This window comes from Pseudomonas mosselii (assembly GCF_005796105.1).
Lineage (GTDB): Bacteria > Pseudomonadota > Gammaproteobacteria > Pseudomonadales > Pseudomonadaceae > Aquipseudomonas > Aquipseudomonas mosselii_C.
Window position 1 is genome coordinate 36,243 of the sequence record NZ_VAUO01000010.1, and the last position, 11,766, is coordinate 48,008.

An 11,766-nucleotide genomic window follows, 5' to 3' on the forward strand; every position below is an offset into this window, starting at 1 on the left:
GATAGGAAAATTTCCGTACAAGTTCACCCTGGGTACGTAATTTCCAAATATTTCTGCCTGCGGCTCTAGCCCGTGCTAGCATGGCCGGCTTGCAGCCCGTTCTGGCTGCAACTTCTTATTTACTTTCCAGTCACTCTGGTTCGTTCCTGGCAGGCCGAAAGGTCTCTGCCACTGTGAGGCAGGCTTTCCCGCGGGAAAGGCAGGGCGGATCTTGTACTGGCTCATCCCAACCCACGTGACCTTTGGTAGGGGTCACCACTAGGAGAGGAGGCGCCATGCCCGTTATTACTCTTCCCGATGGCAGTCAACGTACGTTCGACCAGCCGGTATCCGTAGCCGAAGTCGCCGCCTCCATTGGCGCGGGCCTCGCCAAGGCCACCCTGGCCGGCAAGGTCGACGGCAAGCTCGTCGATGCCTGCGACAAGATCGATCATGACGCCACCCTGCAGATCATCACCCCCAAAGATGCAGAGGGACTGGAGATCATTCGTCACTCGTGCGCCCATTTGATCGGCCACGCAGTAAAGCAGCTGTACCCGACCGCCAAGATGGTGATCGGGCCGGTGATCGACGAAGGCTTCTATTACGACATCGCCTACGAACGTCCTTTCACACCGGACGATTTGGCGGCCATCGAAAAGCGCATGCAGCAGCTGATCGATACCGACTATGACGTCGTCAAGAAAATGACCCCGCGCGCCGAGGTCATCGACGTGTTCACTCAGCGTGGCGAAGACTACAAGCTGCGCCTGGTCGAGGACATGCCTGACGAGCAGGCCATGGGCCTGTACTACCACGAAGAATACGTCGACATGTGCCGTGGCCCGCACGTGCCGAACACCCGCTTCCTGAAAGCCTTCAAGCTGACCAAGCTCTCCGGCGCCTACTGGCGCGGCGATGCCAAGAATGAGCAGCTGCAGCGTGTGTATGGCACCGCCTGGGCTGACAAGAAGCAGCTGGCGGCCTACATCCAGCGCATCGAAGAAGCCGAAAAGCGCGACCACCGCAAGATCGGCAAGCAGCTCGACCTGTTCCACCTGCAAGAAGAAGCCCCTGGCATGGTGTTCTGGCATGCCAATGGCTGGACCGTCTACCAGGTGCTCGAGCAGTACATGCGCAAGGTTCAGCGCGAGAACGGCTACTCGGAAATCAAGACCCCGCAAGTCGTCGATCGCATCCTGTGGGAGCGTTCCGGGCACTGGACCAACTATGCAGAGAACATGTTCACCACCGCTTCGGAAAGCCGCGACTACGCGGTAAAACCGATGAACTGCCCGTGCCACGTGCAGGTGTTCAATCAGGGCCTGAAGTCGTACCGCGACCTGCCGCTGCGCCTGGCCGAGTTCGGTGCTTGCCACCGCAACGAGCCCTCCGGCGCGCTGCACGGCATCATGCGCGTGCGTGGCTTCGTGCAGGACGATGCGCACATCTTCTGCACCGAAGAGCAGGTCAAGAAAGAAGCGGCTGATTTCATCAAGCTGACCCTGGACGTGTACAAGGACTTCGGTTTCACCGATGTCGCTATGAAGCTGTCGACCCGTCCGGCCAAGCGCGTGGGGTCCGAAGAGCTGTGGGACCGCGCCGAAGGCGCCCTGGCCGATGCGTTGAACGAGTCGGGCCTGGAGTGGGAATACCAGCCGGGCGAGGGCGCGTTCTACGGTCCGAAGATCGAGTTCACCTTGCGCGACTGCCTGGGCCGTAACTGGCAGTGTGGTACGCTGCAGTACGACCCGAACCTGCCTGAGCGTCTGGACGCCAGCTACATCGCCGAAGATAACAGTCGTGTGCGCCCGGTCATGCTGCATCGTGCGATCCTCGGTTCGTTCGAGCGCTTCATCGGCATGCTGATTGAGCACTACGCCGGCGTGTTCCCTGCGTGGTTGGCGCCGACCCAGGCTGTGGTGATGAACATCACCGACAAACAGGCCGATTTCGCCCTCGAAGTGGAAAAAGCCCTGAATGGTAGCGGTTTCCGTGCCAAGTCGGACTTGAGAAATGAGAAGATCGGCTTTAAAATCCGCGAGCATACTTTGCTCAAGGTCCCATACCTGCTGGTTATAGGGGATCGCGAAGTCGAAACGCAGACCGTCGCCGTACGCACCCGTGAAGGCCAAGACCTCGGCTCCATGCCTGTCTCCCAATTCACCCAGCTGCTCACTGACGCAGTGGCGAAGCGCGGTCGCCTAGAATCGGAGTAATGACTATTAAGCGTGAAATGAGAAACGATAAACGAACTGCACCGAAAGCCCCGATCAACGAGAATATCTCGGCACGCGAGGTTCGGTTAATTGGTGCTGACGGCGAGCAGATTGGCATCGTCTCGATTGATGAAGCGCTGCGTATCGCTGATGAAGCGAAGCTGGATCTGGTGGAAATCTCTGCAGATGCGCAACCGCCCGTCTGCAAGGTGATGGACTACGGCAAGCACCTCTTCGAGAAGAAGAAGCAGGCCAACGAAGCCAAGAAGAACCAGAAGCAGATCCAGATCAAAGAAATCAAGTTTCGTCCAGGGACGGAAGAAGGGGATTACCAGGTAAAACTACGCAACCTGGTACGTTTCCTTAGCGATGGGGACAAGGCCAAGATCTCTCTGAGATTCCGCGGCCGTGAGATGGCCCACCAGGAGCTGGGCATGGAGCTGTTGAAGCGGGTCGAAACCGACCTCGCCGAATATGGCACCGTTGAGCAGCATCCGAAGATGGAAGGACGCCAGCTTATGATGGTCATCGCCCCCAAAAAGAAGAAGTAATCTCCCGGGCACGGCAGGCCTGATGATTATTGTGTAATTTTATCGAATGCGGAGTTCCAACATGCCAAAAATGAAAACCAAGAGCGGTGCTGCGAAGCGTTTCCTGAAAACAGCTTCCGGCTTCAAGCACAAGCACGCTTTCAAGAGCCACATCCTGACCAAAATGTCGACCAAGCGTAAGCGTCAACTGCGCGGTGCCAGCCTGCTGCACCCGTCTGACGTTGCAAAAGTCGAGCGCATGCTGCGCGTACGTTAATTTCGGTCAAAGATAGAGGAAGTTACTCATGGCTCGTGTAAAGCGTGGCGTCATCGCTCGTAAGCGTCACAAGAAAATTCTGAAACTGGCTAAAGGCTACTACGGTGCACGCTCGCGCGTATTCCGCGTTGCCAAGCAAGCGGTCATCAAGGCAGGCCAATACGCCTACCGCGACCGTCGCCAGAAGAAGCGTCAGTTCCGCGCTCTGTGGATCGCTCGTATCAACGCCGGTGCCCGCACCAACGGTCTGTCTTACAGCCGTCTGATTGCTGGCCTGAAAAAAGCGTCGATCGAAATCGACCGCAAGGTTCTGGCCGACCTGGCAGTGAACGAAAAAGCGGCGTTTGCTGCGATTGTCGAGAAAGCTAAAGCCGTTCTGGCTTAAGTACCCACGACAATCATTCGGCGGCCTCGGTCGCCGGATGTAAAACGTCATCGATAGGGGAAGAGCCTTCAAAAGCTCTTCCCCTATTTCGTATCTGGAGTCTGTACATGGAAAACCTGGACGCGCTGGTTGGCCAAGCCCTCGAGGCCGTGGAACGCGCTGAAGACATCACTACCCTGGAACAGATCCGGGTCCAATTCCTCGGCAAGAAAGGCGAGCTGACCCAGGTGATGAAGACCCTGGGCAATCTGCCAGCCGACGAGCGCCCCAAGGTCGGCGCGCTGATCAACGACGCCAAGGAACGTGTCACCGAGGTGCTCAACGCACGCAAGGCCGCCTTCGAAGAGGCCGAGCTCAATGCTCGCTTGGCCGCCGAATGCATCGACGTGACCCTGCCAGGCCGTGGCCAGACCACCGGCGGGCTGCACCCGATCACCCGTACCCTGGAGCGCATCGAGCAGTTCTTCACTCACATTGGCTACGGCATCGCCGAGGGCCCAGAGGTCGAAGACGATTACCACAACTTCGAAGCGCTCAACATCCCTGGCCACCACCCGGCCCGTGCGATGCACGACACCTTCTACTTCAACGCCAACATGCTGCTGCGTACCCACACCTCGCCGGTTCAGGTGCGCACCATGGAGTCCACGCAGCCGCCGATCCGCATCGTCTGTCCAGGCCGTGTGTACCGTTGCGACTCGGATATCACCCACTCGCCGATGTTCCACCAGGTCGAAGGCCTGCTGATCGATCGCGGTATCAACTTCGCCGACCTCAAGGGCACCATCGAAGAGTTCCTGCGGGTGTTCTTCGAGAAAGAACTGGCTGTGCGCTTCCGCCCCTCGTTCTTCCCCTTCACCGAGCCTTCCGCCGAAGTCGACATCCAGTGCGTGATGTGTTCCGGCAAAGGTTGCCGCGTGTGCAAGCAGACCGGCTGGCTGGAAGTGATGGGTTGCGGCATGGTCCATCCGAACGTGTTGCGCATGTCCGGCATCGACCCGGAAGAGTACCAGGGCTTCGCCTTCGGCATGGGCGCCGAGCGCCTGGCCATGCTGCGCTATGGCGTCAACGATTTGCGTCTGTTCTTCGACAACGACCTGCGGTTCCTCGCCCAATTCCGCTAGGCCCAATCGACGCAACTTTCAGGAGAACAGCATGAAATTCAGTGAACAGTGGCTGCGCGGTTGGGTAAACCCGCAAGTCTCCCGTGATGAACTGGTTGCCCGCCTGTCCATGGCTGGCCTTGAAGTCGACAGCGTGACCCCTGCTGCCGGCCAGTTCAGCGGCATCGTAGTCGGCGAGATTCTCGCCACCGAACAACACCCGGACGCTGACAAGCTGCGCGTGTGCCAGGTCAGCAACGGCGCAGAAACCTTCCAGGTGGTTTGCGGTGCCCCCAACGCTCGCCCAGGCATCAAGATCCCGTTCGCCATGATCGGCGCCGAGCTGCCAGGCGACTTCAAGATCAAGAAAGCCAAGCTGCGCGGCGTCGAGTCGTTCGGCATGCTGTGCTCGGCAGCCGAGCTGCAGATCAGCGAAGAGAACGACGGCCTGCTGGAGCTGGCCGCCGACGCCCCGGTGGGCGAGGACATTCGCCAGTACCTGAGCCTGGACGACGCCAGCATCGAGATCGGCCTGACGCCGAACCGCGGCGACTGCCTGTCCATCGCAGGTCTGGCCCGCGACGTCAGCGCACTGTACGACGTCCCTGTGTCGCGTCCAGTGGTGCCAGCCGTGCCGGCTGCGCATGACGAAGTGCGCTCGGTTGAAGTCAGTGCTCCAGCGGCCTGCCCACGTTATCTGGGCCGCGTGATCCGCAACGTCGACCTGAGCAAGCCAACGCCGCTGTGGATGGTCGAGCGCCTGCGCCGCAGCGACGTGCGCAGCATCGATGCTGCCGTCGACATCACCAACTATGTGATGCTTGAACTCGGTCAGCCGATGCACGCCTTCGACCTGGCCGAAATCAACGGTGGCATCCGCGTACGCATGGCCGAGGAGGGCGAAAAGCTCGTCCTGCTGGACGGCCAGGAAGTCGCCCTGCGCGCTGACACCCTGGTGATTGCCGACCACTCCCGTGCCTTGGCCATTGCCGGTGTCATGGGCGGCGAGCACAGCGGTGTGAGCACCGAGAAGACCCGCGACCTGTTCCTGGAGAGCGCCTTCTTCGAGCCGATTTCCGTTGCGGGCAAGGCCCGTTCCTACGGCCTGCACACCGATGCCTCGCACCGCTACGAGCGTGGCGTCGACTCGCAATTGGCCCGTGAAGCACTCGAGCGCGCCACTGCGTTGGTGCTGGAAATCGTTGGCGGTGAAGCCGGCCCAGTGGTCGAAGCCGTGAGCGAGCAGCACCTGCCGAAGATCGCGCCGATCACCCTGCGTGATGAACGCATTACCCAGATGCTTGGCATGCAGATGCAGGCGGCCCAGGTCGAACAACTGCTCAATGCTTTGGAGCTGAAAACCAGCGCCAATGGGGCAGGGGCGTGGACCGTCAGCGTGCCGAGCCACCGCTTCGACATCAGTCTGGAAGTCGACCTGATCGAAGAGCTGGCCCGCCTGTATGGCTACAACAACCTGCCGGTCCGCTACCCGCAGGCTCGCCTGGCCCCGCAGGCCCGCCCGGAGACCCGTGGCGAGTTGCCGAACCTGCGTCGCCTGCTGGTTGCCCGTGGCTATCAGGAAGCCATTACCTATAGCTTCATCGATCCGAAACTGTTCGAGCTGTTCACCCCTGGCGTCGAGCCGCTGCTGCTGGCCAACCCAATCTCCAGCGACATGGCCGCCATGCGTGCCTCGCTGTGGCCGGGCCTGGTCAAGGCGCTGCAGCACAACCTCAACCGCCAGCAAGACCGCGTACGCCTGTTCGAAAGCGGTCTGCGTTTCGTCGGTCAGTTGGGTGATCTCAAGCAGCAACCGATGATCGCTGGCGTCGTCACCGGCAGCCGCCAACCCGAAGGTTGGGCCAACGGTCGCGATGGCATCGACTTCTTCGACGTCAAGGCCGACGTAGAGGCCCTGCTGGGCTACTCCGGTGCGCTGGGTGACTTCACCTTCGCTGCCGGCAAGCACCCGGCCCTGCACCCCGGCCAGACTGCACGCATCGAGCGCGACGGCAAGGAAGTCGGCTACCTCGGCGCCATTCACCCGGAGCTGGCCAAGACCCTCGGCCTCGACCGTCCGGTGTTCGTCTTCGAGTTGGTGCTTGGCGATGTCGTAGAAGGTCGCCTGCCCAAGTTCAGCGAACTGTCGAAGTTCCCGGAAACCCGTCGCGACCTCGCGCTGATTGCAGGGCGTGACGTGGCGGCCAGTTCGGTGCTTGAAGTCATTCGTGACAATGCAGGCGAATGGCTCACGGACCTCAGGCTGTTTGACGTCTACCAGGGTAAAGGTATTGATCCTGATAGAAAAAGCCTGGCCGTCGGCTTGACCTGGCAGCATCCATCGCGCACTCTTAATGACGATGAGGTGAATGCGACCTTGGTAAATATCCTCACCTCGCTCGAACAAAGGTTGAACACCACGTTAAGGAAATAACGGTATGGGTGCTCTGACGAAAGCTGAGATGGCCGAAAGGCTGTACGAGGAGCTGGGACTCAACAAGCGAGAGGCCAAGGAGCTGGTCGAGCTGTTTTTCGAAGAAATTCGGCACGCGCTTGAAGACAACGAGCAGGTCAAGTTGTCCGGTTTCGGCAACTTCGACCTTCGCGACAAACGCCAGCGGCCGGGCCGCAACCCCAAAACCGGGGAAGAGATCCCGATCACCGCACGCCGCGTCGTCACCTTTCGTCCAGGGCAGAAGCTGAAAGCCCGGGTAGAGGCCTATGCTGGAACCAAGCCATAACGACGAGCTGCCCCCCATCCCGGGCAAACGCTACTTCACCATTGGTGAAGTCAGCGAGCTTTGTGCGGTAAAGCCGCATGTGCTGCGTTACTGGGAGCAGGAATTTCCGCAGCTCAATCCGGTGAAGCGCCGTGGCAATCGGCGGTATTACCAGCGCCAAGACGTGCTGATGATCCGCCAGATCCGCGCACTGCTGTATGACCAGGGCTTCACCATTGGCGGGGCGCGTTTGCGTCTTTCCAGTGACGAGGTCAAGGATGAGTCCAGCCAGTATAAGCAGCTGATTCGGCAGATGATTACCGAGTTGGAGGATGTACTGGTGGTCTTGAAGAAGTGACCTGATTGCCGATGAGTGGAAATTTTTGAAAAAAAGCTTCCATTAATCAGAAGGTTAGGTTAGATTCTTCACCGTTCTCAGCGGTATCGAGAATGATGTCGGGGCGTAGCGCAGCCCGGTAGCGCACTTGCATGGGGTGCAAGGGGTCGAGTGTTCGAATCACTCCGTCCCGACCAATAATCCCAAGGACTTAGGCCATTCCCGCAAGGGGTGGCCTTTTTCCTTTGCGTGACTTTTGCGTGACTTCTCAGGTTTTATGCCTGCCTCCTCTTCAGAATCGTCAGCACCGGGCCACGCGAGTCCGTAGCTGAAACCTTGTTTGCCGCCTCTATCAACTGTCCCAGCTCCGCGCCAGAATAGTGGCTGGTCACGCTGCCGTTCTTGTGGCCAAGTAGCGACTTCCGATCTTCCTCTGTTACACCCGCTGCTTTCAGGCGCCTGCCGAAAGTGTGCTTCAAGTCATGAACCCTCGAAGCAGACCGGCTAGGTCATCTTGCTCCAGTCCATGGGCTTTCCGGCAACGGACCGGGGCGGTTCGTTGAGAGGCACAACGCTACTACGGCCCGGACATGGCGCGTACTGGCTTCCCGTCCAGGGTGGATGGGTGGGCATATGGGCTGCGTGTAATACAATCCCACCTTGCCCTGCTGTATACTCCTTAACCAATGAACACTGCCGGTGACGCCATGACCATCACTACCACGCAAAGTAAGGCCTCATGGTCGGGGCCATCCCTTGCCCTTGCCATTGCGGCGGTCTGTGCGCTAATGGCTGGCAGTGCTGCTTGGGCAGACGCGCCTGCTAAGCAGAAGTCCGCTTTTGTATCCAAGCCCACTAGCGCCGATGCCGATATGGAGGCGTTGGTGGAGCAGGCTGTGTCTGAGCTAAAGGATCTTGAAGCACGCATGTCGAAGTACACAAAGATTCTTTGCCAAGACCACGTTCCGGAAAAGTACCTGCAAGATCAACCATTTGGGTTGATTGCAGAGAACCTTCGATTTGCAGAAAGCCGTTTCAGGGAGATTGGCGCGCCCGAGGACGCAGAGGCTGAGTACAACAAGCTGATCCGCGCCATAGCGAAGGCTCGCTCCGTTGCAGCCATGAATGATTCGCTGATCAAGCAGCGTACTGTCGTTCCTGAGGTCTTTCACAGCGAAGTAGATCTTGAAGGGCTGAGCAAGCTTACTGCGCACACCACGCTGCGTCTGATTAAGCAAATCAGCTAGTGCCCGTTCAGGTTGAAATCCATCCTGATCTGCGGGCGGACATTCAGTCTGCGCTCGCCAATTACCCATTTACCATTGATCAGCTCAAGGCCGATTTTGCTGCCTGCATGGAGAGTGGCGGCCTGAAAATCCCGAGCTACATGGGGTGCGATCAACCGTATCATGAGCCAGCGGCTGCGAGGTCTGGACAGCTTCGCCACATTCACATCGCACTACCTCCGCAGACGTTCAAAGAGAAGGTTTGCCAGGCATACAGAAAGTGCGACAAGAGCCTCCCGCATTTAGATGCAGCATTAGTCTATGTTCAGGGCGAGCTATACGAAGATCGCTATATGATACTTGCGTTTTTCGCCCCTAATGCGCATGACAAAGCCAAGGTAGATGCGGTAATGACTCGGCTTGGGGTGCTGGCTAAAAAGTTTCGAGATCAGAACTGACGTCCATATGGCCATCGAGCGGGTTCGAATGAGAGTCGCATGGGTCTGCTTGTCCTCTCTCTCAGGCTCGTAAGGCGCGAAATTCTTCTGAGAGTCACCTCTCTTCTTCTTTCAGGCCGCAATAGCATCCAGCAACCCCCTCGCATCCTTGAAGGCTCGGTGCTGGCGACATCAGGGCACAGTGGTGTTCTTCCAGGCAGCCATCTTCAGTACAAACCTGTCATTTCGCCAATACATCCTGACCGTGAGCGCGGCGCCCTGGGGCTTCCAGACCCAGGACGCCGCAGCCCGGATCAGGCCTCGAAGGTAAAGGTCATCTGGCTGACGATGGCCATGGCCTTGGGTTTGATGGCGGCCGTGGCAGTGTCACCCATGGCGTCCTGATAGTGATGGTTGACGAGGTTCTCGGCGATCGCCCGGTCCAGTTCGGCGCCTGGATTGATTGGATAACCGAAGGTTACCGACAGGCTCGAACCGGTCGTGATCGGCTGGTTGTCCGGGTTCCAGAACTGCACGGCAAGGTTGGCCGAATACCCCGCAGGCAGCACGAACGTGGCCCCGGTCTGGGTACCATCGGCGCCCAAGGTTAGCGGCCCCAGCAACACCGGCACTTGCAACGGCGTGACCGTATCGCAGAGCAGGCACACACGGGTGCCGGCCAGGCCCTTGGCCGCCAGGGTGATGGTGATCGGTGAAGTGGTAAAGCTCGCCGGTACGGTCAGTTGCTGACGGCGCACCCACTGCTTGCCACTGACCAGCGCCTGGGTGCGGATACCCAGGCTCGGGGTCTGGCCGATCATCTTGGCCAGGTCGAGCCAGTCTCGCACCACTGGCAGTGGGTCGGGCTGGGTATCGGCGTTGACCTGGGCGATCAGGTTGAAGTAGCTGTCGGCTGGCGGGGAGGGCGGCGTCCAGACGAAGGGCGCCTGTCCGACTCCGATATGCCCGGCAGGTGCGTTGACCGGCGTGCTTTCCAGACCCGCTGCGATGCTCAACGCGTGACCTCGGAAGGTCGCGGGCAACAGCAACACCTGCGCCGGCGCGTAATACAGGGAAAACCCGTTGCTGTCGGTTTCACTCCCTCCGTTCATGCCGCGCAAGTAGTAGTAGTTAGGCACGGCGGCTTGCGGTTGCACGTTATAGGCCTGCTCCCAACTGCTGACCGTGCTGAACGCATTTTGTGCATCCGGCACCTGTTCGGGGCTCTGGATGATATCCGGGCACAGCCCCAGCGGGCCTTTGAACGGCACGCTGCCGGTGGAGGCGAGGTTGTTGCGCAAGTACAGCGTTTCAGTGGCAGCCTGGCTGCTGCTGAATAGGTTCACGACTGTCTGATTCATGACCATTCACTCCCTGTGAGTATCAGATGATCTGCAAGCCGTCAGCGCCCAGCAGCACCACAGGGCGCGGACGGATATTGGCCACCTCCGTGGCGGCAAAGGCCCGGTGCAAGGCATGGGACAAGGCAAAGTCCACCAGCCCGCGGTCCAGCGCCTCCTGCAACTCCAGCGTCGAGCCGTCGGCGAAATAGGCCGGGGTAATATCAATGGCGGCGCCGGGCTGCGAGTCGGGCCCGTTGTTCTTGTACAGATTGAGGGTAAGCAATGCGCTATAGCCGGGCGCCAAGGTGCAACGCACGCCCACGAAATGGCCCACCGCAGGCATGGCGACATTGTTGATGGCGATCGGATTGCCCTTGGAGTCGGTCTGGCTGCAGCTCATCGACAAGGTCCAGCCGGTTTCCGGGAAGCCCATGTTGGTGATCTGCAGCGAATATTCACGACTGCCTGCGGTCACGTCGTCGGGGATGATCAGTTGCGAACTCATCTGCCGGGTCGGTGAACGACCGGACTGCATCGACACGTTTCGCCAGCCGAACTGCAGGTTATTGGTGACCAACGCCGACATATCCAACTGCGAGAATACATCCGGGAACGGATTGCCGGCGTTGTTCATCCAGGTAATGAAACAGTAGTGGTCACTGCCGCCACTTGGCGGCTGCGGGTTGCTCCAGACAAAAGTATCGGCCGCTACACCGATGCCTGACGACGCCAGGTTGACGATGGATGAGTCGTAGTACGGTGGCGTGCCATCCGGGTGGTCGCGGTCGGTGGGAATACCGTACTTGGCCCACTCGCTGGGCCACTGGATGGACGCGCACGGCACGCCATACAGCTGCACCTTGGTGGTGGTGCTGACCGGCGCGCCATTGCACCCGCGCACGTAGATGTAGTTGGGCGTGCCTTGGGTGATGGTGCCGGGGGACTGCGAGGCGTAGCTGTTGCTTGTGGCCAGCGCATTGCGAAAATCCTTCACCGGCTGGGTACCGGCGATCCAGATGTCGGGCGAGGCCGACAGTGGCGAACTGGCGGGTATCTTGCCCCCATTGCTCAGGTTTGGACGCAGGTAGATGCCTTTGTCGTAGGTCCCGGCCAGTAAGGCTTCACGCCTCGACGCCTGTGCGACAGGCCCGCGCAGAACCTGGCCGTGGCCGACCACGGGGGGATTTTTGGTGACTGTCAACATTGCCAA

At 59.5% G+C, this 11,766-nt stretch carries 12 protein-coding genes, 1 tRNA gene and 1 pseudogene; 11 read left to right on the plus strand and 3 right to left on the minus strand.

Going from position 1 to position 11,766, the window contains the following annotated elements:
- The first annotated feature begins 275 nt into the window (after positions 1 to 275).
- From thrS to FEM01_RS18990, 9 genes are all read left to right on the plus strand, one after another.
- Complete coding sequence (gene thrS, locus FEM01_RS18950; RefSeq protein ID WP_138221011.1) at positions 276 to 2,198, plus strand: threonine--tRNA ligase; 1,923 nt, start codon at positions 276 to 278, stop codon at positions 2,196 to 2,198.
- Positions 2,198 to 2,749: a translation initiation factor IF-3 gene (infC, locus tag FEM01_RS18955; protein ID WP_011533207.1), complete on the plus strand. Its 552-nt coding sequence runs from the start codon at positions 2,198 to 2,200 to the stop codon at positions 2,747 to 2,749. The genes thrS and infC overlap by 1 nt, the downstream gene beginning before the upstream one ends.
- 61 nt (positions 2,750 to 2,810) lie before the next feature.
- Positions 2,811 to 3,005 carry a 50S ribosomal protein L35 gene (rpmI, locus tag FEM01_RS18960; RefSeq protein ID WP_003250667.1) on the plus strand — a complete coding sequence of 65 codons (195 nt, stop codon included), beginning with the start codon at positions 2,811 to 2,813 and terminating at the stop codon, positions 3,003 to 3,005.
- A gap of 28 nt (positions 3,006 to 3,033) precedes the next feature.
- Positions 3,034 to 3,390: a 50S ribosomal protein L20 gene (rplT, locus tag FEM01_RS18965; protein WP_003250671.1), complete on the plus strand. Its 357-nt coding sequence runs from the start codon at positions 3,034 to 3,036 to the stop codon at positions 3,388 to 3,390.
- A 107-nt stretch (positions 3,391 to 3,497) separates the two neighbouring features.
- Positions 3,498 to 4,514 (plus strand): phenylalanine--tRNA ligase subunit alpha, encoded by a 1,017-nt coding sequence (gene pheS, locus FEM01_RS18970; protein ID WP_138221012.1) that lies wholly within the window; start codon positions 3,498 to 3,500, stop codon positions 4,512 to 4,514.
- Positions 4,515 to 4,545: 31 nt separating this feature from the next.
- Positions 4,546 to 6,927 (plus strand): phenylalanine--tRNA ligase subunit beta, encoded by a 2,382-nt coding sequence (gene pheT / locus FEM01_RS18975; protein ID WP_138221013.1) that lies wholly within the window; start codon positions 4,546 to 4,548, stop codon positions 6,925 to 6,927.
- 4 nt (positions 6,928 to 6,931) lie between these two features.
- Positions 6,932 to 7,234 carry an integration host factor subunit alpha gene (gene ihfA, locus FEM01_RS18980; protein ID WP_009394049.1) on the plus strand — a complete coding sequence of 101 codons (303 nt, stop codon included), beginning with the start codon at positions 6,932 to 6,934 and terminating at the stop codon, positions 7,232 to 7,234.
- Positions 7,215 to 7,571 (plus strand): MerR family transcriptional regulator, encoded by a 357-nt coding sequence (locus tag FEM01_RS18985; protein ID WP_138221014.1) that lies wholly within the window; start codon positions 7,215 to 7,217, stop codon positions 7,569 to 7,571. Before ihfA ends, FEM01_RS18985 begins: the two co-directional genes overlap by 20 nt.
- Positions 7,572 to 7,670: 99 nt before the next feature.
- A tRNA-Pro gene (locus FEM01_RS18990) sits at positions 7,671 to 7,747 on the plus strand.
- Positions 7,748 to 7,825: 78 nt separating this feature from the next.
- Here FEM01_RS18990 and FEM01_RS18995 read toward each other — a convergent pair.
- Positions 7,826 to 8,041, minus strand: a pseudogene (locus FEM01_RS18995) (tyrosine-type recombinase/integrase); the annotation flags it as partial.
- A gap of 216 nt (positions 8,042 to 8,257) precedes the next feature.
- Here FEM01_RS18995 and FEM01_RS19000 point away from each other — a divergent pair.
- Positions 8,258 to 8,797 carry a hypothetical protein gene (locus FEM01_RS19000; protein ID WP_138221015.1) on the plus strand — a complete coding sequence of 180 codons (540 nt, stop codon included), beginning with the start codon at positions 8,258 to 8,260 and terminating at the stop codon, positions 8,795 to 8,797.
- Positions 8,797 to 9,234: a type II toxin-antitoxin system YafO family toxin gene (locus tag FEM01_RS19005; protein WP_138221016.1), complete on the plus strand. Its 438-nt coding sequence runs from the start codon at positions 8,797 to 8,799 to the stop codon at positions 9,232 to 9,234. The genes FEM01_RS19000 and FEM01_RS19005 overlap by 1 nt, the downstream gene beginning before the upstream one ends.
- Before the next feature lie 293 nt (positions 9,235 to 9,527).
- Here FEM01_RS19005 and FEM01_RS19010 read toward each other — a convergent pair whose 3' ends face one another.
- Together FEM01_RS19010 and FEM01_RS19015 are read right to left on the minus strand one after the other, a co-directional pair.
- The gene (locus tag FEM01_RS19010) at positions 9,528 to 10,574 is read right to left on the minus strand and encodes a hypothetical protein (protein WP_138221017.1); all 1,047 of its coding nucleotides are present in this window, start codon (positions 10,572 to 10,574) and stop codon (positions 9,528 to 9,530) included.
- A 22-nt stretch (positions 10,575 to 10,596) separates the two neighbouring features.
- A complete protein-coding gene (locus tag FEM01_RS19015) occupies positions 10,597 to 11,760 on the minus strand; it encodes a hypothetical protein (RefSeq protein ID WP_138221018.1) in 1,164 nt (387 codons plus the stop codon).
- Between the last annotated feature and the right edge of the window lie 6 nt (positions 11,761 to 11,766).